This window comes from Bradyrhizobium algeriense (assembly GCF_036924595.1).
Taxonomy (GTDB): domain Bacteria; phylum Pseudomonadota; class Alphaproteobacteria; order Rhizobiales; family Xanthobacteraceae; genus Bradyrhizobium; species Bradyrhizobium algeriense.
On the sequence record NZ_JAZHRV010000001.1, the window covers coordinates 3029896 to 3049736 of the forward strand.

Sequence of the window (19841 nt, forward strand, 5' to 3'; positions counted from 1 at the left end):
GCAAGGCTCCTTGGGGGGTGGACCTACTTGATGAGGACGAGGGAGAGGGACGGATAGAGCGAGAGCAGCACCAGCAGGACGCAGCTGATGACGAAGAACGGCAGCGTCACCATGAACATCTTTCCGGGCTTGGCCCCGGTGACGGCTGCGGCGACGAAGAAGCAAAGACCGACCGGGGGTGACAGCAATCCGAGCACCAGATTGATCACCACGACCACCCCGAAGTGACGCGGATCGATGTGATAGATTTCGGTCGCAACCGGCAGCAGGATCGGCACCGTCATGATCAGGCCGGGAATGCCGTCGATGACCGTGCCGATCACCAGCAGGATCACATTGCAGAGCAGCATGAAGCTGACCGGATCCTTGGCGACCGACTGGATCCAGCGGGCGGTTTCCTGCGGCACCTTGCCGAAGATCAGCACCCAGGAGAACACGGCGGCGGCAGCGACCAGGAACAGCACGATGGCCGAGTAGATTCCGGCGCGCAGCATCATCTGCGGCAACTGCGCGAACTTGAACTCCCTGGTCCAGTATTTTCCGATAAGTGCCGCCGCCACTGCGCCGACGGCCGCGGACTCCGTCGCGTTGGCGAGGCCGCCGAGGATGCTGCCGACGATCACGATCGGAATCAGCAAGGTCGGCGAGGTGCGCAGGATCGTTGCTACCCGCTGCCGCGGGGTCTGATAATCGGCCTTGGGATAATTGTAGACGTATCCCATCAGCGCGATGACGACGCAGAACATCACCGTCAGGATGACGCCCGGCACGATGCCGGCAATCAGCATGTCGCTGACCGAGACCTGCGCCAGCACGCTGTAGACGACGAACATCACCGACGGCGGGATGATCGGCCCGAGCATGCCGCCATAGGCGGTCAGTCCCGCCGCGAACGTCTTGTCGTAGCCCTTCTTTTCCATCTCCGGCACCATGATCTGCGCCATGATCGCGACCTGCGCGGTCGCAGATCCCAGGATGGAGGAGATGAACATGTTGGCGAGGATGTTGACGTAGGCCAGTCCGCCCTTCAGCGAACCGACAAAGGCCATCGCCATGTCGACGATGCGCCGGGTGATGCCGCCGCCATTCATGATCTCGCCGATCAGGATGAACAAGGGGATGGCGATCAGGCCGTAGCTGTCGACGCCGCCGAACAGCTGCAGCGGGTAGGACTGGAACAGGACCGGATTTCCCGATGCGATGATATAGACGAAGCCGGCAAGGCAAAGGCAAAGCCCGATCGGCACCCCGACCAGCATGATCGCGATAAACGCGGCCGAGGTGATCATCAGTTGACCCCGTCGAGTTCGGAGAGCTGAAAACCCTTTGGCGGCGTCCGCGGGACCAGTTCGAGATCCTCCAGCAGGTTTGCGAGGCCGTGAACGGTCATCGACACCGCGAAGATCGGCAGCGTCAGGTAGACCACCCAGGTCGGCCAGTTCAGCGTCTGCGTGCGCTCGGTGTAGAGAAAGTTGAACGTCTCGGCGGCGAGCTTGCGCGCGTCGAAGCCGGCGCGGGCGAGACCGATCGGATCCATCCAGAGAAAGCAGGTGGCGATCAGGGCCACGCCGAATACGACGACCATGCCCGTCGCGATGACTTTTGCGATCTTCTGATTCCGCGCCGAGAGGCGCTCGGTCATCATGGTGACCGCGAAATCGAGCCGCAACCGCGTCATGGCGGAGGCGCCGATGAAGGTCAGCCAGACCACGCAATAGACGGCCGATTCATCGATCCAGTAGATCGGGAAGTGCGAATAACGCGTGACGACATTCACCAGGATCAAGGCCGTCAGCAGATACATCAAGCCCATCAAGGCGATACGTTCGAAAGCGAGCAGGAGACTCGAGGTCCTGACAACGATCCGCCGGGCGCTGAACGCCGGCGCATCCGCAATCGTCTGCTCGATCATAAAGAGCCCCCGCTATCCCTGAGATTTATCGTGCACTTCAAAAATGTATAATTTATACAATCTTGTCAAATGAGATTTGCGGGGTCGCTTAGCTTTTGCTGGGTCGGGACCACGTCAACATGCGAAATTGGGGCCGCCCGATCGGAAAGGCCGGCCATGACGACGGAAGATCAAATGAAGGGCCCCCTGAAGCACCGGACGCTGTCGGCTGCGATCGTCGACCAGCTCAGGCAATCCATTCTCGACGGGACCTATCCGGCCGGCTCTCAACTGCGGCAGGACGCGCTGGGCGATACCTACGGCGTGAGCCGCATTCCCGTGCGCGAGGCGCTGTTTCAGCTCGAGGCCGAGGGGCTGGTGCGCATCGTCCCGCAAAAAGGTGCAATCGTCTCGGAGCTGTCGCTGGACGAAATCAACGATGTGTTCGATCTGCGCGGGATCATGGAGCCGCGGTTGTTGGCGCAGTCGGCGCCGCACTTTACGGAACAAGACTTTGCCGGGCTGGACGACATCCAGAAGCGCTTCGAAAAGGCGATCAAGGCGGGCAACATCAGCGAGTGGGGCCAGCTCAATGCCGACTTCCATATGGCACTATACGTTCACGCCCGGCAGCCGCGTACCAAGGCGATCGTCGTGGCGCTCTTGCAGACCAGCGACCGCTACACGCGTCTGCAGCTCTCTAATACCAAGGCAATGGGCACGGCCGAAAAGGAGCACGCTCACCTGATCGAGCTGTGCCGGGCGAAAGAGATCGACCAGGCCTGCCGATTTCTGGAGCAGCATATCGAGGCGGTGCGAACCGACCTGTTGCAGGTCGTCGGCGGCGGCTGATCGTGGCGGGCGCGGAGCGTTGATCCGGAAGCGGACCATGCATCATGCCGGGACGTCGCTGGCAAGCTTCAGCAGATTAGCCGATATCGCCGACTTGGCGCTGTAATCCTTCCACGCGGTATCGCGCGCGATGTCACGCCACTTGCTGACGGTCGCCACGTCGAGCTTGCTGACCTTGGCGCCGGCCTTTTCATAGACCTTGGCGACCTCGATATCATCGTCCTGCGCGCCCTTGCGGCCAAACGCTTCCAGTTCGCTGCCGACCGAAAGGATGATGTCCTGCTGGTTCCTGGGCAGCTTGTCGAAGATCGCCTTCGACATCATCAGCGGCTCCAGCATGAACCAGTACGAGGCGCCGGCGCCTGAGGTCAGCGACTTCGCGACCTCTACGAGGCGGAACGAGATCAGGCTGGTGGAGGAGGTGATGCCGGCGTCGCAGGCACCCGTCTGCATCGCGGCGTAGATTTCGTTCGACGGCATCGACAGCACGGCGGCACCCGCCGTCTGCAGCACCATGTCCATTTCGCGCGAGCCGCCGCGCACCTTCAACCCCTTGGCGTCTTCCGGGGCAACGATCGGCCTGGAGCGGCTGGCAACGCCACCGGCCTGCCAGATCCAGGTCAAAAGGACGATGCCCTTGTCGGCGAGAAAGTCAGTCAGCGCCTTGCCGACCGGCTCCTTCTTCCAGCGCAGGCCCTGGTCGTAGGTCGCGACCAGGCCGGGCATCAGGCCGATATTGGTCTCCGGCAATTCACCGCCGGCATACGGCATCGGGTAGAGACTGATATCGAGTGCGCCTTTGCGCATCGCCGAGAATTGCGCGTTGGTCTTGATCAGCGAGGAGTTCGGATAGACCTCCGCTGCGATCTCGCCGCCGCTGCGCTTGGCGACTTCAGCGGCAAACATGCGGCACAGCCGGTCGCGAAAGTCGCCCTTGTCGATAGTGCCACCCGGGAACTGGTGCGAGATCTTCATTGTCGTGGCGGGATGGGCGGTGCCGGTGCCGAAACGAAGGACAGCGGGCGCGGCAACTGCGGATGCGATGACATGGCGGCGTGTGAGCATGGTTGATCCCCTGCAAAATGGTTGTTGGGTCGGCGATCCGGATCGCTTCAGCCCATGTTAGCCGGTCTTCGTCTGAAGTTGCTTTGGTCTGATCGTTCGAGGCTGCGTGATAGCACGCGACGGCAAGCCCAGCGTCCAGCCCTCAGAGCAAAGCCTGATACTGCCGCGGCGCACGCCGGGGAACACCCGTTCGCAGAAGAGCAGTCAACAAGACTTCCGACCCTGGGCACTCGCGGCGCGTCAGCCGCCATCAATTGCCTGCTTCAACTAACCGTGACCAGGGAAGAACTTTGGAATGTGGCCGGTAACAAACCCGGTCGCGGCATCGTCGTTTGAGGATGCGGCAGACGTCGCTATCGAGAAACCAACCAAACCCAAAGGACGACCACCCATGACCACCACGACCCGTATCGGCCTCGGCCTGTCTGCTGCGCTCGTTTCGCTCGGCCTTGCGTTTGCGCCAGCCGTCTTCGCTCAGGACAAGATGGGCAAGGACGACGGCATGAAGAAGGAATCGATGTCCAAGGACGCGATGAAGAAAAACGACGGCATGATGAAGAAGGACGGCATGAAGCACGATGGCATGATGAAAGACGGCATGAAAAAAGACGACGGCATGAAAAAGAACTGAGCCGCGCCGTCATTCCCCGCGACAACGCAAGGCGTTTGCGCAAGGGAGCGATGCTTAAACATCGACCCCGGACGTTCGAGATTCCCCGATGCGCCATTATGCATCGGGGGTCTGGATGCATCTGGGTCTGGCGCTCACGCACCGGCCCGGAATGACGGGAAGGCTTGATCCGTCATCGGCAAGAGACCGCGGCGCGCATCTAGCCCGCTCTCTCTTGCCTACCTCTTCTTGCCCTTGGTTTTGCGCGCGGCGTAACGCGCGTCGCGCTTGGCCTTCTGCTCGGCCTCCAGCGCCGCCTGCCTGGCGGCCTCTTCTTCCTTCTCACGCGCGATCCTGGCGGCTTCCGCCGCCGCAGCCTCGGCCTCAAGACGCTTCTGTTCGGCCTTTGCCGCTTCCTTGGCCTCCCTCGCCTTGGCCCGGGCGGCGGCCTGGGCTTCGCGCTCGGCCTGACGGCGCTTTACCTCGGGATCGTCGAGTCCCGGCTTGGCGCGAAACTTGTCCAGGATGTTCTGCCGCGCCTGCATCGCGGCTTTCTGACGGTCCGCGAAGTTCGGTTCCTTGAATCCACTCATAAAAAAAGGCCTTGTCGCTTTCACTCTCGGGGGTTGGACGCGCCACACGCGCGGAATGGCGCCTAGGTAAGTGAACCCGGGGCAAAATGCCAGCGTCGAAATGGGGCCGGTAGAGCAGGGGAGACTTGCGTGAACAGCAAATGGCCCAAACTGATGCTGATCAGCGGGATTACGTCAGCCTGGCTGCTCTACGACATGGCAACGGCGACCGAAGCCCCAAGCCGGGCGCTGGCGATCCTGCAATATGGCCTTCTCGCCTGCGCGCTGATTGGCCTGGTCGGCTCGCTGGCGATGCTCGCTTCGCACGATCCTAGAAGCTATCGCGACGGCTACCGGGGGCCGAGAACGCGCGCGACCGTCATCGCCGTTATCGCGATCCGATCCGCGGTCCGCTGCGCCTCCAGCCTGTCGCGGGCATTTTCCCTGATCATGGTCTCGATCAGCTCGAGCCGCCTGGTCTCGTCAACCGCTTCCGCCAGCAATTGCTTGTACCTGATGTAGTCGTAGCCAGTTTCCTGCTTGTCCATCGCACGCCCCGCACACGCGCTCGCCCCGAATGCGCAGTGTCGATCAAGGGTTGTGAGTCCGCAACGGATTTACGCGAGTTATACCCATATCCGCATCGATCACGATCCCCGCACAAACCCGTGTAATGTGAACCTGTTCACAGGGACCGCGGCGGGTCGTTCCTATCTTCCGGGCTTCCGAAACAGGAGCGACCGCCATGCCCCACAATTGGTGGACCCGCAAATACCTCGTTCTCGCCGCCGCCGTCGTCGCGTTGGCCTTCATGGGCTTCGTCGTGCTCGGCGTGTCCTATCCCGAGCCAGCCGCCAGTGCAGCCCTTGGTCCGGACTGGCAGTGCAGCCGGCTGGCCTTCGTCTTCACGACCTGCAGCCGGGCCAAGCATAGCCAGTCCATGCCCGTCCGCCTCGCCAAAATCCCGGTGTGCGGACGGCAGCGGACGTAATAGGGTCGGGCCGGAAACGGAGTTGACCGGAACCGGAGCTTCCCATGCAAAAATTGTCTCGCGTTATGGTGGCCGCGTCGGCGGCGGCTCTCGTATTCATGCCGGCCGGCGTCGCGCTGGCGCAGGGCGCGCCGGGCGGCGGGACCGCGCCTGCGGCAACGTCCACTGCCGCGCCGGAAGCCAAGGCTCCTGAAAACAAGGCTCCTGAAAACAAGGCTCCCGAAAACAAGGTTCCTGAAAACAAGGCTTCTGAAAACACGGCTCCTGAAAAGGAGAAGGCGGCACCGAAGAAAAAGAAACCGGCCAAGATGACCCGGCAGCAGGAAATCGACCGTTCGGTCGACCGTGGAACGGTGCCCGCGCGTTACCGGAGCTCGGTGCCGAAAGAGTATCATCAGTATATTCCGTTCGATAAGCGGTAGAACACGGCGGATAGCTGCTCTCGTCATGTCCCGAAGGCGGATATCCCGCACGCCGCGATCTGACCACGTTATTGCGAGCGAAGCGAAGCAATCCATTCTTTCTTTATGCCGCGCGATGGATTGCTTCGCTGCGCTCGCAATGACGGCCCGGCAGAAATTTTGCGGTCTCGCGTGCGGGACACACGCAAGGAATATGCGCACGAATATCGCCCCGTACTCATACGGATTGGCTGCGCGAGCACGGCGCATCTATAACGACGTCGCTTGCAGCGGGGGGCAGGGCGTTCGTCCATCACGACGAACGGCTACCACTGGAGGCCACGAGGCCCGGACTCCTAGGCACTCCGGGCCTCGTCTATTCCTCATCGCATCGGCCGAGCCGCTTTTCGCCGCTCGACCGCTTCATCGGCACAATCACATCGGAAAAACGCAACGCGGGGCGCGGGTCATCGGGCCTGCGTGCCGATGATCAAAGCGATCCGAGAAATTGCCAGATGATCAGTAGCACCACGATCACGAGCATGACGTAGGTGATCTTGCGGCCGATCCCGCTCATCACACTTTCCCTTTTGGCTTCGCGCGCCTGAAAGCCGATGCTGACATTTGGTCGCCAAGGGGGTTGGCAGGACTTCAACACCGGCGATGGACGGCCGGTCAGGCCGGAGGCGCCGCCGTGGATCCCGGGGTTCCAAATTCACCTTAAATTGCCGTTTTGCTCCGACGGCCGGATTTTCGGTGCTAAGGGAGTGCCCATGTGGAACGGCTGGAAAAAAGCGGCCATCGGATTGAGCGCGCTGCTCGCCTTCGTCCTCCTGGAGTTGATGGCGGTCATCGGCGGCGTTGCCGTATTCCTGGGCCTTGTCATGGACGTGGATTTGCCGTTCTTCGCGGTCTCCGAGGAATAGCCGTCCGGACGCCCCTAACCCAGCAGCCTGTAGACGATGCTGGTCGATGCGCCGGCCAGGCAGAACGCCAGCGCCATGCACACCAATACCTCGCCGCGATCGAATTCGGGTGGTGGCGGGCTCAACGGATTCCTTGCGCTCAGCCGTTTTAATTCAGGAGATAGGAAACGCGTCGAAGGCGCTCGGTTTCCAATTCGGAGGGATTCCGGCCCGTTTTGCGTCGTTTCGGTTCCCTTGAAGCCCGGACGCCAGCGCCAACAATTGGCTGCGGCCATAAAAATCGTTATGATTCAATGGCTTTTTAAATTCTCTTTAAATTAAAAATGAGTTCCTGTTCAGGCCGCACCGCCGCGCGGCCCGAATAGCCGGGCGCCGCCCCTACACCTACCCCAGGGAGACGAGCGCTCGGCTATTGTGGGCCCCTCAAGCGCGTCGGCGGCGGTTTGCCGCTACAGCCGACCGCTTGCCGGTCCCGGCTCCGGCATTCCGGATCAATCATCGTCCAGCGTTTCGGACTACCGGGGCCGCCCAGCGATCGTTCAGGCCGACCCGCAGAAATCCAGACTATCGGTTTCTTGCGCGACCGATGTCACCCGGCAGCAACAGCCGTGCAGTTTAGGCCACATCCTGGAGGCGAGCTGGAATACGCCTGCTACTCGTAACCGGCGCGACGCACAGTGACGCGGCGCAAGCCGTCACAGCCGATCTGGCGCGCGGCGCCGAGCGAGAAGTCGAGAACCCGGCCGCGTGCGAAGGGGCCGCGGTCCTGCACCGGGCAGCGGATCTTCTTGCCGTTCTCGAGATTGGTGACGACGAAGATGGTGCCAAACGCTTCGGTGCGATGCGCGCAGGAGACCTCGTTGGCCTTGAAGCGCTTGCCGCGCGCGTCCCACTTGTCCTCCCAGTAGACGGAGGCTTCCTGGTCGTCTGCCGGCGGCCGGGCGATCCGTCCCATCCACTTTTCCTGAAAGGTCTCGGCGCATGCATGCGACGAGGTCAGCGCCAGCGCCGCAAACCGCAGTTGCGGTGGCGATACCTGCCATGATTGCCAACATTCCTGCTGGGGGCGGGCTTGTGCCCGCCGGAGGGTCCAGGCGCAGGTTTCGTTTCGACTTTGGCGCTGGCGTGGCGGAGGCAGGGCGGCATTGCGCCGAGTTGGGTAATCCGAACGATGTTAAGTAACCCGGATGATATGGCGCGGCCAGAATAACACGTGCTAAGCTGCTGCCGTAGCGGACCTGCACGCGCAACGCGCCCAACGTTCACAGCAATGATCGAGCGCAGCTGCCGTTAGGGAACCGTCAACAAGACACCATTAGCTTCGGATGTTCACACATGCCTTGCGCGCGTAGCGCGGCCAATCTATCACCAGTTGTAAAGGGAAATTGAAGTGCGCCTGCCAGCAAATTCGGTACGGTTGTGTTGTGAAATGAAGCCAACTGGCTGGAACTTTTCGGCCCGAAAGAGGTTCTGAGTCGGCCTTATTGTGCTCATGTTTTCTACCAACGATGAAAGCTACATCGAATCATGATTGGGGACGGTCGTGAACCGCAATAACTTCAAATCGATGTCCACGGATGAGCTGTGGGCACTCCACGAAGAAATCGCCTCGAGGCTTGCGGCCTCGCTGCTCGCGGAGAAGCGTGTGCTCGAAAATCGCCTGAAGCAACTCAAGGGTGGCGTCGAAGCCGAGCGCGAGAGTTCGTCGACAGGGAAGCGTCCATATCCAACCGTCGTTCCGAAGTTTCGGAATCCGGACCGGCCGTCTGAAACTTGGGCGGGACGAGGGAAGACGCCGCGTTGGCTTGCTGCAAAATTGAAGTCCGGCAAGCGGATCGACGACTTCCGCATCAGGCAGGTAGCATAAGAAGTCTTTCAGCCGCTCGGTCGCGGTGTACCCGCATTTTTGGCCGATCCACGAATTTGGCCAAAGTGAAGGCTGCGGATGCCCCCCCGATCTGCTGCGGCTCGCTAGTGCGCGCGAGTTTTCGTCTGTTCGGCCTGGAAAGCCTTCAGGCATTTCGGCAACATCGCTGTTGATGTCGATCTGGATGATGTCAATCCGGAATCAGATGGCGTCACGGTCGCACTTCAGATTGCCTTGACCTCGATCCTGGCCTTGGCTTGGACCTTGGCCCTTGGAATCGAGTGTCCTTGCGATATGCGCTTCCAGGGCTCTGACAATTCCCATCCGCGCAAACAGCATGGGCCCGCGGTCTTCGGCGGCATCGATCAGCATCTGGACGGCAAGCCGCCATTCCTGACAATCACGTTCTGGCTGAGGAAGCTTCCGGATGTAGTCGGCGGCGTCTCGCAGGGTTTGCGCAGGCGGTCCCTCCGGGAGTGGGACAGGCTGAGCGAACGGACGATCCCAGGACATGCTGAACTCCCGTCATAGACCCCCGAACGACTCCAGCGTGCAAGGGGGCGCGCCGGAACGGTCAAGCCGCTTGGGTCGTGTTCCGGAGGAACCGGAAGCCCGGGGATTCGACGCGGAGTCTCGATGTTGGTTCCATTGCCAAGGCTGTTTTGTTCACGTGGGGTCAGTTCCCCGAGTTCCGCGTGCCGTGCAGGGGGCGTCTTGCACTTGCGCGATGAAGGCCGGGTTGCAGATCGATCAGTTTTGAAACGCAACGCCGACGAAATCGCCTTGCCGCCAGATCACGCGGCATTCGCGAACGGTGTGAAAATTGTCGAAGCTCAATTCGAAATCCAGCGGCAGCAAATTGAGGGTGTGGAGTTCGATTCCAGCCCCGGAATTCGTCACATCCTGAACGCGGCAAGTGAGGACACCGCGCTGCGCATCAAAGAACAGCAGCGCGTCTTTCGAGATCGTCGTCCTCGCTATCGATCGGCGTTCGAATTCCATCGGAGTTTCCAACAGTTTTCGCCAGGTCTTCGCAAGTCAGATCCTGGCAAGTCAGGTCCTGGCAAGTAAAGGCTCAGCGAATTGCGCTCAGGCGGCAATCAGCTTCGGCCTTCTTCGTAAACAATCAATTTTAGTCATCGCATAAACCGTGTTCCACGGGCGGAGCAGCCGCCGTCGGGACAGTATCAGTTGCGGGTTAAGCACAGCTCCGCCTGTTCCGTATGCGGAACTCACAATCAGGCTTGATGCGCCGGTGAAAGCCAGCCTCACTCGTTATGCAGAGGGGAATCACATGGGTTTACGTTGGATATGTGTGCTGGCGCTGTGTCTTGGAACATCAAGCGCCGGATTTGCGGGTGAACAGTCCGGTGTGTTGCGTCGAATTTCGTGTCCTGTCGTGCGCTACTACGTGGCGCAATACAGTGCGTCCGCCGCCGAGCAGTGGGCCCGCGGCAAAGGCGCGAGCGACGCCGAGATCGAAGCAGCCCGACGCTGCCTGAGGCCCGACACGACGCGAACCGCCAAGGCGGCCCCATCGAGGCCGCTCGCGCTCGGCACCTACGGCTGGTGAATCGCCGGAGAGGCCGCCGCCCTAACGGGTAGCGCGGTCGTCGAAGCGCGCGATTTTCAGTACTGCTGTGGCCGCTGACGCTTGCCAGGCTTGGTCTTCGGCCCGCCGTAATATGGATTGACCACGCATTGGGCGGAGCGGCCCGAGGCCGACGCGGCACACTGCGCCATCGTTTGATAGCGGCACTCGAAATAGAAGTCCGCGATGCCGCCCTGGTAGATCTGCAGGCAAACGGGATAGCTCGGATCGTAGGTCTGGGCGCGGGCAGGTGCGGGCAGGTGCGGGCAGGGCAATCGTCGCGGCTAGGATCGTCAAAGCCGTTGCTGTGGCAGGTGCGTGTCGCAACTCCATCCTGATATCCTCTCAATACCTTGAGCAAGTAGCCCGCATGAGCTCGCGCGATTGCGTGCCCGGCGACGAGCGCAATTGCGCTCGCACCGTGATGACAGGCTCCGCGATATGCGGGGTGCAACCCGGATATCGCTACGCTACGCTTGCCACGAGCCCGTGTTTCAGACTTCCCGATCCTCAAATCCATACTCTCGATAGATAGCGGCGCGATCGGCGTGGGGGTTTAGCCGGCACTTTGCCTGGGCGAGATGCAGGTTAAGGGTCCCGGGCTGACAATTGGCTGCCAGCAATTTCTTGATGTCGTCCATCTGCTGGCGTGATTGCTGGGTCGGTTCGAGTTGCTCAAGCGCGACCAGTGCCGTTGCCAGCGCTTCCGTGACTACCCATTCGTCGTGGCCGGTGATTCCCTTTCTCGGCATGACGACCCGCATCCTTTGTCAGGGGCAACGGAGCAATTTCCGGCCGGCATTATAAGCCCAAACCGCAAATCGTCACCCGTGCCGCTTCAGTTTTCTTTGGCCTTAATGCACAAATAGACGCCTGAGCGGAGCGATGCGCGGCGAAGTCCACGCTACCGGTTCCTCCGCCGCGGCCGGACGAGGCCCTCAATCTCCGGTTGTATTGTCGGAATTCGGAAAATTCCTTCGGTCAAGCTTGCGTTGCACAACGCATATTTCTTCCGCGGAAGCACGACTCCCATCTAACCTGATCCAGCAGAGCGTTTTGAAGCGGCCTTGTTATGCTCAGATTATCGGCCGACGATGAGGGCTCAAAACTTTGAATCATGATTGGGGACCGTCATGAACCGGAATGACTTCAAGTCGATGTCCACTGACGAATTGTGGGCGCTCCATGAGGAAATTGCCACCAGGCTTGCGGCGGCACTGACGGCGGAAAAGAACGTGCTTGAAAACCGCCTGAGGCGACTCCAGCGCGGCATTGAAATTCAACATGCAACTGATGATGCCGAGTCTTCGCATGCCAAGTCTTCGCATGCCAAGTCTTCGAGTGCCAAGCCGTCTCATGGTAAGTCATCTCATGGCAAGTTGTCTCGCCATGCCAAGTCGTCGACGGAGCGCCGGCCCTATCCCGCTGTCGTTCCGAAATATCGGAATCCGGAGCGGCCGTCGGAGACCTGGGCGGGACGCGGCAAGAAGCCCCGCTGGCTGGCCGCACAACTAAAGTCCGGCAAGCGGATCGACGACTTTCGGATCAGGCAGGCCGCATAGGCGATCACTAAAGCCGCGCAGCTTCGGCTTTCTGAACCTGCTTGCGCAGTGCCTGCACCTCGGCCAGCCGTCTGGCGAGCTTTGCGGCCCCTTCGCGGGCGGCCCCTTCACGGATTGGCTTCCTTGAGGCAGACGGATGCCGTTTGGTTCTGCCCTGCGTTGCTCTCGCCGCCATCGTGGTTGCCCCTTCCTGAACTCTCCCCACGTTCACGGTGCTCTCTTGTTGGGTCGTCGGCTAGTGCCGGCCCGACACAGCGCGCGCGAAGATCGATGACGGTTCCACTTTTGGGACGTGTCGTGCTATCCGCGCAACATAAGATGCTTCATCGGCTTCGAATGGCCGCATGACCTTATTAATCAAGATTTTTGCGTTTCAACCGCATTTGCATATCAAACTTGAGGTCATATTTCTTTCCATCCGCACATACGGCATCGTCAACCTCGAACTGCTGATCGTCTTCGTCCATCTCGAACTTGCCGCCGGAACATCCTTCAGCTTGGACCGCAGCGGTGAGCCGTGCGCGTTCGTCTTCAGTAACCTGGCGATCGGCGAGCGCAGGCAAGACCGACATGGCGAGTATTGCTATCGATATGATCCATCGCATGAGCAAGTTCCTCCTGTGGGGCGCTCGTGCAGCGATCGCTTCGCGCTGACCAGTCGGTTTTCTCGCCACGTCAGGGCATTGCGCGGACCGGCACGTACAACCCGAATGCCTGCGACCGCCAAACGTTCCGCAAATCCGGCAACTCGCTGGTAGAAATCCAATCGGGGTGGGAGGAGCATCCGGGAAGGGAAGGTCCTTTCTGAAAACGGGAAGGTCCTTTCCGAAGTGAACAGGTGGGGACGCAAACAAAAAGACCGCCCGAAGGCGGTCTCTCGGTCGCTTGCTGGGGTAAACGATCAGGCTACGGTAAGCGCAGCCTGCTTGCGGCGGCGAAAGCTCATGTAGCCGACTCCAGCAAAGCCAAGGATCATCATGGCCCAGGTGGCAGGCTCGGGCACGGCCGAGGTCAGACCCTGCGCGAGCCTTAAATCATCGACCGTTGGCCACAGAAAACTTCCAGCGGGTTGTACGGCGGAGACGGTGAGCGACGTAATAGTACCATCGGAGACGAAGCCGATGAAGCTTGACGTGGTGGCATTAATGATCGTGTGGGAAGTCACGCCGAAGCTATCAGTCAAGCTTAGTGCGATGCTGCCAGGTTGGAAGAGTCCCGCAATATTACTGCCAAAGAAATTCGCGCCGATCGCGCTGATCGTGGTCGCGAAATTGTAAAAGGTTATTGAGTCCGCTGCGGTGTTCGTAGACAGCCAAGGATCGGCGACCGTGCCTGCAATGAAGAAGGTGCTGGTTTCCGCCGCAGCAGAATAGCTGTAGGCGCCCGCAGACCGGGTGATGGGTGATGGCGCTGAGAACACGACGCCTAAATCTGTGAAGGTATCAACGCCGGGGGCTGTCGTTGCAGCGTTGAATGCTGCTTGCGAGGTGAAAACCGTAGCAGCATCGGCAGTTTGAACGCCCGCCAGGGCGACAACGGCCAATGCGGCACTCGATGAAATAAATGAAGCGAACGAATATTTAAATTTCATATTTTAAGTCATTCCATAAATTAAATACGATGGGCGGCAGTGTTACGGTTAATTAATATACTGTCAATCGTTGCTGAGCCGCAAACCGTCGTTGGTCTCTCCTGAGCTTGCGTATTCCCAATGGGTATCCTTGCGCTCAGGATTGAACTCCCGCTCGACATGACGGTTCAGGATGGGTGTAGCCTGCATGAGCGCAGCGAGATGCTGAAATGGCAGTCCGGACGTCGCTCTGCTCATCCGGGCTACGCTTGCTAGCCATGTTATTTGGCGATCCCAGCAGGATTCGAACCTGCAACCCACGGAGTAGAAATCCGTTACTCTATCCAGTTGAGCTATGGGACCGTCCGGGCGGTAGCCGCCCCAAGTATCCGCCTTATAGGCCTTCCTTATCTAGCACTGCCAATATGAAAAATCCGCTTTCCCGCCAAGACGGTCGAACCGATTTCTTTGGGGTCGCGACTAAGGCAGACGGTGGGCTAAAGCCAGTGGTCCGCCCGTAATATAAAGCCAGCCGCCGGCACTTCCGCCAGGCGGTGCGGCCGGGACCGTTTGGACTGCCAGCGCCATGCATGCGACCTTTTCGCAAGCCGAATCCACTGCCATCAGTCCGTCACCTTTTCGCGCACTTTTTGACGTTACGCGGCTGATGTCCGCGGCAAGGAGCCCATCATGATCGGTTTGGTTCGCGCCACAGTGATTTGCGCCACGCTGGCGCTTGGCCTGACGGCGGCAGGGGCCGCGGACAAGGCGTTCAAGCGCGACGAACTGGCCGATTCGGCCGTCAAGCTGGAAGCCCAGATCAAGAGCGAGGCAGGGCCGGTCGCCAAATCCTCCATGACGCTCCGCAACGACGCCGACGCCGCCTTCAAGCGGTCCGACTTTCGGGTGGGTTTGCAGATCCTCGGCCAGATCGCCGCCACCACGCCCGAGGACAGCGCCAACTGGCTAAAACTCGCCAAAACCATCTTCCAGATCCGCTCCGCCAGTTCCAGCGAACAGACCTTCCTGTACGAGCGCGCCTCGACCGCGGCCTACATCGCCTATCAGCGCGCCGACAACCAGGCCGAGGAGGCCGATGCTCTGGCCGTGCTGGGCCGGGCGATGTCCGAGCGCAAGCTGTGGCGTCCGGCGCTGGATGCGTTGCGGCTGTCGCTCGACATGCGCGAGGTCGCCGAGGTCCGCGGCCAGTACGAGAAGATGCGCGACCAACACGGTTTCCGGCTCTTGGACTACACCGTCGATTCCGACGGGGCTTCGCCGCGCGCCTGCTTCCAGTTCTCCGAGGACCTCGCCAAGCGGGTCGATTTCGCGCCGTTCCTGGCGTTGGCCGGCATCGACAAGCCGGCGCTGACCAGCGAGGGCAAGCAGCTCTGCGTCGACGGGCTGAAGCACGGCGAGCGCTACAACATCAACCTGCGCGCCGGCCTGCCGTCCACGGTTAAGGAATCCTTACCGAAATCGGCCGAGTTCAACATCTATGTGCGCGACCGCAAGCCGTTCGTGCGCTTCACGGGCCGCGCCTATGTGCTGCCGCGCACCGGCCAGCGCGGCATTCCGCTGGTCAGCGTCAATACGCCGTCGGTGAACGTCAACGTGTTCCGGATCGGCGACCGCAACCTGATCAACACGGTGGTGGACAGCGATTTCCAGAAGACGCTCTCCAGCTACCAGCTCTCGGATCTGGGCAACGAGCGCGGCGTCAAGGTCTGGACGGGTGAACTTGCGACCGCTTCCACGCTGAACCAGGACGTGGTGACGGCGTTCCCGGTCGACCAGGCGCTCGGTGACCTGCAGCCCGGCGTCTATGTGATGACGGCGTCGGCCAAGGGCCCCGGCAGCGGCGACGATGACGGCTCGCTGGCGACGCAATGGTTCATCGTCTCCGACATGGGCCTGACGGCGTTTTCCGGCAATGACGGCATCCATGTGTTCGTCAATTCGCTGGCCTCGACCGAGGCCGTCGCGAAGGCCGAAGTGCGGCTGGTTGCGCGCAACAACGAGATCCTTGCCACCCGCAAGACCGACGATGCCGGCCACGTGCTGTTCGAGGCGGGGCTCGCACGCGGCGAGGGCGGGCTTTCGCCGGCGCTGCTGACGGTCATGAGCGACAAGGCGGACTACGCCTTCCTCAGCCTGAAGACCAACGCCTTCGACCTCACCGATCGCGGCGTGTCGGGGCGGGTGGTACCATCAGGCGCCGACGCCTTCGTCTATGCCGAGCGCGGGGTCTACCGCTCCAACGAGACAGTCTACCTGACCGCGCTGCTGCGCGACGGGCAGGGCAACGCGATGGCCGGCGGGCCGCTGACGCTGGTGATCGAGCGGCCCGATGGCGTCGAATTCCGCCGCGCCGTGTTGCCGGATCAGGGCGCGGGCGGCCGCTCTCTTGTCCTGCCACTCAATTCGGCGGTCCCGACCGGGACCTGGCGGGTGCGCGCGTTTACCGATCCCAAGGGCTCGTCCGTCGGCGAAACCACCTTCATGGTCGAGGACTACATCCCCGAGCGGATCGAATTCGACGTCTCGGCCAAGGAGAAGGTGATCAAGGCTGATACTCCGGTTGAACTGAAGGTCGCCGGCAAGTTTCTCTATGGCGCCCCGGCCTCGGGCCTCCAGCTCGAAGGCGACATGCTGGTCGCGCCGGCTGCCTCCGGGCGGCCGGGCTATCCCGGCTACCAGTTCGGCGTGGCGGATGAGGAAACCGCCTCCAACGAGCGCACCCCGATCGAGAACCTGCCCGAGGCCGACGCCAGTGGCGTTGCGACGTTCCCGGTGTCGCTTGCCAAGGCGCCGACCTCGACCCGTCCGCAGGAAGCACAGATCTTTATCCGCATGGTGGAGACCGGCGGCCGCGCCGTCGAGCGCAAGCTGGTGCTGCCCGTGGCGCCGCAGGCGGCGCTGATCGGCATCAAGCCGCTATTCGGCGACAAGAGCGTCGCCGAGGGCGACAAGGCTGAGTTCGACGTCGTGTTCGTCGGTCCCGACGGCAAGCAACTGCCGCGCGATGGCCTGCGCTACGAACTCCTGAAGATGGAGTCGCGCTATCAATGGTATCGCCAAAACTCGTCCTGGGAATATGAGCCGGTCAAATCGACCAAGCGCGTCGCCGACGGCGACCTGACGCTTGCAGCCGACAAGGCGGCGCGGGTGTCGCTCGCGCCGCAGCCGGGCCGCTATCGCCTCGACGTCAAGTCGACCGAAGCGGACGGGCCGGTCACGTCGGTGCAATTCGACGTCGGCTGGTACTCCGACGGCAGCGCTGATACGCCGGATCTTCTGGAAACCTCGGTCGACAAGCCGGAATACGCTTCCGGCGACACCATGGTGGTGTCGGTCAATGCCCGCACTGCCGGCAAGCTCACCATCAACGTGCTCGGCGACCGCCTGCTGACGACGCAGACTGTCGACGTCAAGGAAGGTACCCAGCAGGTTAGGCTTACCGTCGGCAAGGATTGGGGCACCGGCGCCTATGTGCTGGCGACGCTGCGGCGTCCGCTGGATGCGGCAGCGCTGCGGATGCCGGGGCGTGCGATCGGCCTAAAGTGGTTCGGCATCGACAAGAAGACGCGCACGCTGCAGGTCGCGCTGTCGCCGCCGCCGCTGGTGCGGCCCGGCACAGCGCTCAAGATCCCCGTCAAACTCGGCGGGCTCAATCCCGGCGAGGACGCCAAGATCGTGGTTGCCGCGGTCGATGTCGGCATTCTCAACCTGACCAATTACAAGCCGCCGGCGCCTGATGATTACTATCTCGGCCAGCGCCGCCTGACGTCCGAGATCCGCGACCTCTATGGGCAATTGATCGACGGCATGCAGGGCACGCGCGGCCAGATCCGGACCGGCGGCGATTCCGCCGGCGCCGAACTAAAGGGCTCACCCCCCACGCAAAAGCCTTTGGCGCTCTATTCGGGGATCGTCACGGTCGGCGCCGACGGTACCGCGGAAATCAGTTTTGATATTCCGGAGTTCGCCGGCACCGCACGCGTCATGGCTGTGGCGTGGAATTCGACCAAGCTCGGCCGGGCGACCATCGACGTCACCGTGCGCGATCCCGTGGTGCTGACGGCGACGCTGCCACGCTTCCTGCTCAATGGCGACAAGGGCACCATGAGTTTCGACCTCGACAATGTCGAGGGCGCGCCCGGCGACTACAGCATCAGCGTGAAAACGTCGGGGCCGGTGAAGGTGACGGGCAATCCGACCACCACGGTGAAACTTGCCGCCAAGCAGCGGACCTCGATGTCGCTGGCGCTCGACGCCGGCGGCGCCGGCACCGCCAATCTCGACGTCGACATCAAGGGCCCGAACGGGCTGACACTGGCGCGGCATTATGCGCTTGACGTCAAGGCGGCGACGCAGGTTCTGGCGCGGCGCTCGATCCGGACATTGGCAAAAGGCGAGAGCCTGACGCTGACGCCGGACATGTTCTCCGACCTCGTGTCAGGCACCGGCAGTGTGTCGCTGTCGGTCAGCCTGTCCACCGCGCTCGATGCGGCGACCATTCTGAAGGCGCTGGATCGCTATCCGCACGGCTGTTCCGAGCAGATCACCAGCCGCGCCATGCCGCTGCTCTATGTCAACGATCTCGCGGCGGGTGCGCATCTGGCGATGGATACCGCGGTCGACCAGCGCATCAAGGACGCCATCGAACGGCTGCTGGCCCGCCAAGGCTCGAACGGCTCGTTCGGCCTGTGGTCGGCCGGCGGCGACGATTCCTGGCTCGACGCCTACGTGACGGATTTCCTGACCCGCGCCCGCGAAAAGGGCTTTGCGGTGCCGGATGTGCTGTTCAAGAACGCGCTCGACCGTATCCGTAACTCCGTGGTCAACGCCAACGAGCCGGAAAAGGACGGCGGCCGCGATCTCGCCTACGGCCTCTATGTGCTCGCCCGCAATGGCGCAGCCCCGATCGGCGACCTGCGCTATCTCGCCGACACCAAGCTCTCCAATCTCGCCACCCCAATTGCGAAGTCGCAGCTCGCAGCCGCACTGGCTTTGGTCGGCGACAAAACGCGGGCGGAGCGGGTCTATGGCGCGGCGCTTGATGCGCTGGCGCCAAAACCCGTGCTCGAGTTCGGCCGCGTCGACTACGGCTCGGCGCTGCGCGATGCGGCGGCGTTGGTGTCGCTCGCCAGCGAAGGCAACGCGCCGCGGGCGACGCTGACGCAAGCCGTTCAGCGGGTCGAAGTGGCGCGGGGGCTTTCGCCCTACACCTCGACGCAGGAGAATGCCTGGCTGGTGCTGGCCGCGCGCGCGCTATCAAAGGAGACACTGGCGCTGGATATCGATGGGTCGCCGGTCAAGGCCGCGGTCTATCGCAGCTACAAGGCCGAGGCGGTGGCCGGCAAGCCGGTCAAGATCACCAACACCGGCGATGCGCCGCTGCAGGCGGTGGTCTCGGTCTCGGGTTCGCCGGTTACCCCCGAGCCCGCGGCGTCGAACGGCTTCAAGATCGAGCGCAATTACTTCACGCTCGACGGCAAGCCCGCCGACGTCACCAAGGCGAAGCAGAACGACCGCTTCGCGGTGGTGTTGAAGATCACCGAGACCAAGCCGGAATACGGGCACATCATGGTGGCCGATTATCTCCCGGCTGGCCTCGAGATCGACAACCCGCATCTGGTGTCGTCGGGCGATAGCGGCACGCTGGACTGGATCGAGGACGGCGAGGAGCCGGAACATACCGAGTTCCGCGATGACCGCTTCACGGCAGCCATCGACCGCGCCAGCGACGACAAGTCGGTGTTCACGGTGGCCTACATCGTGCGCGCGGTATCGCCGGGCAAGTACGTGCTGCCGCAGGCCTATGTGGAAGACATGTACAACCCCTCGCGCTACGGCCGGACCGGCACAGGTACGGTTGAGGTGCGCGCGGCGAAATGAGCGAGGCAGGAAACCATAGTTCATCGTCATGCCCGGGCAAAA

At 61.8% G+C, this 19841-nt stretch carries 21 protein-coding genes and 1 tRNA gene; 11 read left to right on the forward strand and 11 right to left on the reverse strand.

Features of this window, described 5'->3' with window-relative positions; all coding sequences use genetic code 11:
* Positions 1-23: 23 nt before the first annotated feature.
* Both V1286_RS15010 and V1286_RS15015 read right to left on the reverse strand, forming a co-directional pair.
* The gene (locus V1286_RS15010; RefSeq protein WP_334480631.1) at positions 24-1289 is read right to left on the reverse strand and encodes a TRAP transporter large permease; all 1266 of its coding nucleotides are present in this window, start codon (positions 1287-1289) and stop codon (positions 24-26) included.
* The gene (locus V1286_RS15015; RefSeq protein ID WP_108519465.1) at positions 1289-1912 is read right to left on the reverse strand and encodes a TRAP transporter small permease; all 624 of its coding nucleotides are present in this window, start codon (positions 1910-1912) and stop codon (positions 1289-1291) included. The genes V1286_RS15010 and V1286_RS15015 overlap by 1 nt, the downstream gene beginning before the upstream one ends.
* 174 nt (positions 1913-2086) lie before the next feature.
* On the opposite strand from V1286_RS15015, the gene V1286_RS15020 reads away from it, so the two are divergent.
* On the forward strand, positions 2087-2743 hold the full coding sequence (locus V1286_RS15020; RefSeq protein ID WP_334489680.1) for a GntR family transcriptional regulator: 657 nt from the start codon (positions 2087-2089) through the stop codon (positions 2741-2743).
* 42 nt (positions 2744-2785) lie between these two features.
* Here the strand turns inward: V1286_RS15020 and V1286_RS15025 are convergent, their stop codons facing one another.
* The gene (locus tag V1286_RS15025; protein ID WP_334480633.1) at positions 2786-3808 is read right to left on the reverse strand and encodes a TRAP transporter substrate-binding protein; all 1023 of its coding nucleotides are present in this window, start codon (positions 3806-3808) and stop codon (positions 2786-2788) included.
* 391 nt (positions 3809-4199) lie between these two features.
* Between V1286_RS15025 and V1286_RS15030 the strand changes: the two genes are divergently transcribed.
* Complete coding sequence (locus V1286_RS15030; RefSeq protein WP_334480634.1) at positions 4200-4439, forward strand: pentapeptide MXKDX repeat protein; 240 nt, start codon at positions 4200-4202, stop codon at positions 4437-4439.
* 218 nt (positions 4440-4657) lie between these two features.
* On the opposite strand, the gene V1286_RS15035 is transcribed toward V1286_RS15030, so the two are convergent.
* The gene (locus V1286_RS15035) at positions 4658-5011 is read right to left on the reverse strand and encodes a DUF6481 family protein (RefSeq protein WP_334480635.1); all 354 of its coding nucleotides are present in this window, start codon (positions 5009-5011) and stop codon (positions 4658-4660) included.
* Between the two features lie 129 nt (positions 5012-5140).
* Between V1286_RS15035 and V1286_RS15040 the strand changes: the two genes are divergently transcribed.
* Complete coding sequence (locus V1286_RS15040) at positions 5141-5512, forward strand: hypothetical protein (protein WP_334480637.1); 372 nt, start codon at positions 5141-5143, stop codon at positions 5510-5512.
* A 223-nt stretch (positions 5513-5735) separates the two neighbouring features.
* The gene (locus V1286_RS15045) at positions 5736-5981 is read left to right on the forward strand and encodes a hypothetical protein (RefSeq protein WP_334480638.1); all 246 of its coding nucleotides are present in this window, start codon (positions 5736-5738) and stop codon (positions 5979-5981) included.
* On the opposite strand, the gene V1286_RS38900 is transcribed toward V1286_RS15045, so the two are convergent.
* Complete coding sequence (locus tag V1286_RS38900; protein WP_417021257.1) at positions 5896-6210, reverse strand: hypothetical protein; 315 nt, start codon at positions 6208-6210, stop codon at positions 5896-5898. The two genes, V1286_RS15045 and V1286_RS38900, sit on opposite strands and share 86 nt — an antisense overlap.
* Here V1286_RS38900 and V1286_RS15050 point away from each other — a divergent pair.
* A complete protein-coding gene (locus V1286_RS15050) occupies positions 6098-6403 on the forward strand; it encodes a hypothetical protein (RefSeq protein WP_417021258.1) in 306 nt (101 codons plus the stop codon). The genes V1286_RS38900 and V1286_RS15050 overlap by 113 nt on opposite strands.
* A 593-nt stretch (positions 6404-6996) precedes the next feature.
* A complete protein-coding gene (locus V1286_RS15055) occupies positions 6997-7308 on the forward strand; it encodes a hypothetical protein (protein ID WP_334480641.1) in 312 nt (103 codons plus the stop codon).
* 652 nt (positions 7309-7960) lie between these two features.
* On the opposite strand, the gene V1286_RS15060 is transcribed toward V1286_RS15055, so the two are convergent.
* Positions 7961-8263 (reverse strand): septal ring lytic transglycosylase RlpA family protein, encoded by a 303-nt coding sequence (locus V1286_RS15060; protein WP_334480643.1) that lies wholly within the window; start codon positions 8261-8263, stop codon positions 7961-7963.
* Between the two features lie 588 nt (positions 8264-8851).
* On the opposite strand from V1286_RS15060, the gene V1286_RS15065 reads away from it, so the two are divergent.
* The 3 genes from V1286_RS15065 to V1286_RS15075 all read left to right on the forward strand — a co-directional run bounded on the left by V1286_RS15065 (position 8852) and on the right by V1286_RS15075 (position 10748).
* Entirely contained in the window at positions 8852-9175 is a 324-nt protein-coding gene (locus V1286_RS15065) for an H-NS histone family protein (RefSeq protein ID WP_244608466.1), read from the forward strand.
* Positions 9176-9895: 720 nt separating this feature from the next.
* The gene (locus V1286_RS39130) at positions 9896-10246 is read left to right on the forward strand and encodes a hypothetical protein (RefSeq protein WP_334480644.1); all 351 of its coding nucleotides are present in this window, start codon (positions 9896-9898) and stop codon (positions 10244-10246) included.
* Positions 10247-10469: 223 nt separating this feature from the next.
* A complete protein-coding gene (locus V1286_RS15075; RefSeq protein ID WP_334480645.1) occupies positions 10470-10748 on the forward strand; it encodes a hypothetical protein in 279 nt (92 codons plus the stop codon).
* Between the two features lie 56 nt (positions 10749-10804).
* Here V1286_RS15075 and V1286_RS15080 read toward each other — a convergent pair whose 3' ends face one another.
* Positions 10805-11041 (reverse strand): DUF3551 domain-containing protein, encoded by a 237-nt coding sequence (locus V1286_RS15080; RefSeq protein WP_334480646.1) that lies wholly within the window; start codon positions 11039-11041, stop codon positions 10805-10807.
* Positions 11042-11260: 219 nt separating this feature from the next.
* Positions 11261-11518 (reverse strand): hypothetical protein, encoded by a 258-nt coding sequence (locus V1286_RS15085; protein ID WP_108519525.1) that lies wholly within the window; start codon positions 11516-11518, stop codon positions 11261-11263.
* Positions 11519-11899: 381 nt separating this feature from the next.
* Here V1286_RS15085 and V1286_RS15090 point away from each other — a divergent pair, with 381 nt between their 5' ends.
* The gene (locus V1286_RS15090) at positions 11900-12328 is read left to right on the forward strand and encodes an H-NS histone family protein (protein WP_334480648.1); all 429 of its coding nucleotides are present in this window, start codon (positions 11900-11902) and stop codon (positions 12326-12328) included.
* A 353-nt stretch (positions 12329-12681) separates the two neighbouring features.
* Here V1286_RS15090 and V1286_RS15095 read toward each other — a convergent pair whose 3' ends face one another.
* The 3 genes from V1286_RS15095 to V1286_RS15105 all read right to left on the reverse strand — a co-directional run bounded on the left by V1286_RS15095 (position 12682) and on the right by V1286_RS15105 (position 14261).
* Positions 12682-12933 (reverse strand): PepSY domain-containing protein, encoded by a 252-nt coding sequence (locus V1286_RS15095; protein ID WP_334480650.1) that lies wholly within the window; start codon positions 12931-12933, stop codon positions 12682-12684.
* A 296-nt stretch (positions 12934-13229) separates the two neighbouring features.
* Positions 13230-13919: a PEPxxWA-CTERM sorting domain-containing protein gene (locus tag V1286_RS15100; RefSeq protein ID WP_334480652.1), complete on the reverse strand. Its 690-nt coding sequence runs from the start codon at positions 13917-13919 to the stop codon at positions 13230-13232.
* A gap of 265 nt (positions 13920-14184) precedes the next feature.
* Positions 14185-14261, reverse strand: a tRNA-Arg gene (locus tag V1286_RS15105).
* A 327-nt stretch (positions 14262-14588) separates the two neighbouring features.
* On the opposite strand from V1286_RS15105, the gene V1286_RS15110 reads away from it, so the two are divergent.
* Positions 14589-19799, forward strand: coding sequence for an alpha-2-macroglobulin family protein (locus tag V1286_RS15110; protein WP_334480655.1), 5211 nt, complete (start codon positions 14589-14591; stop codon positions 19797-19799).
* Positions 19800-19841 lie beyond the last annotated feature (42 nt).

Bases quoted from the DNA above. Each gene is read 5' to 3' on its own strand.
- V1286_RS15010 (WP_334480631.1), bottom strand. From the start codon at position 1,289: ATGATCACCTCGGCCGCGTTTATCGCGATCATGCTGGTCGGGGTGCCG.
- V1286_RS15015 (WP_108519465.1), bottom strand. From the start codon at position 1,912: ATGATCGAGCAGACGATTGCGGATGCGCCGGCGTTCAGCGCCCGGCGG.
- V1286_RS15020 (WP_334489680.1), top strand. From the start codon at position 2,087: ATGAAGGGCCCCCTGAAGCACCGGACGCTGTCGGCTGCGATCGTCGAC.
- V1286_RS15025 (WP_334480633.1), bottom strand. From the start codon at position 3,808: ATGCTCACACGCCGCCATGTCATCGCATCCGCAGTTGCCGCGCCCGCT.
- V1286_RS15030 (WP_334480634.1), top strand. From the start codon at position 4,200: ATGACCACCACGACCCGTATCGGCCTCGGCCTGTCTGCTGCGCTCGTT.
- V1286_RS15035 (WP_334480635.1), bottom strand. From the start codon at position 5,011: ATGAGTGGATTCAAGGAACCGAACTTCGCGGACCGTCAGAAAGCCGCG.
- V1286_RS15045 (WP_334480638.1), top strand. From the start codon at position 5,736: ATGCCCCACAATTGGTGGACCCGCAAATACCTCGTTCTCGCCGCCGCC.
- V1286_RS15055 (WP_334480641.1), top strand. From the start codon at position 6,997: ATGCTGACATTTGGTCGCCAAGGGGGTTGGCAGGACTTCAACACCGGC.
- V1286_RS15060 (WP_334480643.1), bottom strand. From the start codon at position 8,263: ATGGGACGGATCGCCCGGCCGCCGGCAGACGACCAGGAAGCCTCCGTC.
- V1286_RS15075 (WP_334480645.1), top strand. From the start codon at position 10,470: ATGGGTTTACGTTGGATATGTGTGCTGGCGCTGTGTCTTGGAACATCA.
- V1286_RS15085 (WP_108519525.1), bottom strand. From the start codon at position 11,518: ATGCCGAGAAAGGGAATCACCGGCCACGACGAATGGGTAGTCACGGAA.
- V1286_RS15090 (WP_334480648.1), top strand. From the start codon at position 11,900: ATGAACCGGAATGACTTCAAGTCGATGTCCACTGACGAATTGTGGGCG.
- V1286_RS15095 (WP_334480650.1), bottom strand. From the start codon at position 12,933: ATGCGATGGATCATATCGATAGCAATACTCGCCATGTCGGTCTTGCCT.
- V1286_RS15100 (WP_334480652.1), bottom strand. From the start codon at position 13,919: ATGAAATTTAAATATTCGTTCGCTTCATTTATTTCATCGAGTGCCGCA.
- V1286_RS15110 (WP_334480655.1), top strand. From the start codon at position 14,589: ATGATCGGTTTGGTTCGCGCCACAGTGATTTGCGCCACGCTGGCGCTT.